The following is a 2,148-nucleotide window of genomic DNA, read 5'->3' on the forward strand; positions in this document are numbered from 1 at the left end:
TCCTGAGCTTGCATAACCGCATGCGGATAATGTCATCACCAAAGCAGCAGTGATTAAGGACTTGTTCATCGATTTCCTCCATGGAAACACTGAAAAGACAGCAAGATGCAGACAACGCTTTGAGTTGTAGAAATGTCATCCTTGCAGTCAATCAGCTTGTGACTTGAGCATAACGAGATTCACAACTATTTAAAAATTAAATTATTGAATCAAATGTATTAAGATAATGAATAGCCATTTAAGTTTTAAATGGAAAAATAATTCCAAACAATGAGTTATTGCGATGTTTGATCCACGTTTGTTACGCGCCTTTGTCACGATTATTGAAGCGGGCAGTTTTACTTTAGCGGCAGAACGCTTGCATATGACCCAATCGACCGTCAGTCAGCAATTGGCAAGACTGGAACAAGCTGTGGGCAAACAATTGATTGATCGGAATGCCCGACCACTGCAACTCACCAGCGCAGGCGAATATCTGATTAGCTATGCTCGACGTATTCTGGCACTTCAGCAAGAGGCACAAAATGTTCTCGGTGATCCGACGGGCACCATCCCGATTCATATCGGCTTACCCGAAGATATTATGAATACCGATATGGCGCTGGCATTAAGTGCATTTAGCAAACAGCATCGTAGTATTCGCCTTGATGTGACCGCAGGACTGAGCCGTGATCTGATGGAAGGCTATCGAAATGGACAATTTGATCTGGTCATTGTCAAAGAAACCCTTGCCAGCGCGGATCATCATGCGACTTTCCCTGAAGAAATGGCTTGGTTTGAAAGTATTGATCATGGCGGAAACTGGTCAGATCCGATTCCACTGGTGACCTTTCCACAAGGTGGGCTATATCGGGAAGACATGTTTGAACGAATCGAACGTGAACGGCGACATTGGTATATTGCCTTTACCAGCAATAGTTTAGCCAGCGTACTGGTCGGCGTCGAAACTGGACTCGGCCTGTCGCTACTGCCTGTTGCAACTACCAAAGGCTATCGGGTACGTGAATATCTTCCATTAGGTAAGGCTAATCCGATGACAGTTTCGATCTATGCTTGGGATAAGGACGGTTTGGTGGCAAAGCTGGTGGAGCAAATGACCGCTGTACTGCAAAGACGTTTTGAAATGTCCAAAACAGAAAATTAAATCGTTAGCATGAATCAGAACTCAACTGATCCTTAAAATAAAAAGAGCAAACCTTTCGATTTGCCCTTTTAGATAAGATCGGAAATGCTTTAAAAACTAAATCCAATATTTAAATTGATGCGGTAAAGCCATTGGTCACTATACGGCGAAACAGTTGAGGTATAGCCCGTTGCATTGGAAGCACCACCAATAATATTGGAGTTTTTACCCCAGGTATAATCGGCCCATACCATAAATGGCGAAGCAATAAACATCATCCCTGTGGTATTCATTTGTGAAGCAGACCAATCATCACGTTTCTTGTCCATATAGCTATAGTCATTATAGAAACGGATAGCTTTAAGTTTACCCATATCCTGTACAGGCAAGGTATAAGCAAGGTTTAAACTGGCAACGGTGGCTTCTGAAGCAATGAAATAGGCAGGCGTAAATCCATTATTGCCCATCAAGGTCACATCATTGCTAACCCCATCTGGGTTTTTGGCATCATATTGATAGTGAATCACAGAACTTTGTACATTAAAGCGTTTGTAATTATTATCGGTATGTAGGCCGACTGCATAATACTGACCATTCTTATCAGTCGTTTTATTATGCAATTGCGCAATCGCCCCTGAAACGCCAAACTCTTGCTTACCGAATTCGGTTTCCAGCTTGCGTACAATACGTGTGTTAAATTGATGACGCTTTTCGTTTTGATAAGCTTTCTGATTCGGAAAAGCATTTTCTGAAAGATCGTCATAAGTTGCACTTTCAGGCGAATAACGCAGACTGGTCTCCAGCATTTGCGGATAATAGCCGAGTTTTACATCCCAGTCCTTGTTATGAAAATTCCAGTTCAAACCTGGCGCAACGTTATTGCCGTAGCCGAGGAAGAATGGAATATGGTAAGTCCAGCCATTCTGCGGATAGGGGTAAATTGCAAAAGGTTTATAGACAAAACCTGCTTCTATACTGTTATTTTCATCTAGGTTATAGCCGACATAGGCTTTCTCGACCGAACG

At 42.6% G+C, this 2,148-nt stretch carries 2 protein-coding genes; one reads left to right on the forward strand and one right to left on the reverse strand.

All coding sequences use genetic code 11. The features are described 5' to 3' along the window. Positions 1-283: 283 nt before the first annotated feature. A complete protein-coding gene (locus AWW72_RS18650) occupies positions 284-1,144 on the forward strand; it encodes a LysR family transcriptional regulator (RefSeq protein WP_005258247.1) in 861 nt (286 codons plus the stop codon). 89 nt (positions 1,145-1,233) lie between these two features. Here AWW72_RS18650 and AWW72_RS18655 read toward each other — a convergent pair. Further along, on the reverse strand, positions 1,234-2,148 hold a 915-nt coding region (locus AWW72_RS18655; RefSeq protein WP_062848317.1), incomplete at its 5' end, for a hypothetical protein.

This window comes from Acinetobacter sp. NRRL B-65365 (assembly GCF_001605865.1).
Classification (GTDB): Bacteria; Pseudomonadota; Gammaproteobacteria; order Pseudomonadales; family Moraxellaceae; genus Acinetobacter; species Acinetobacter vivianii.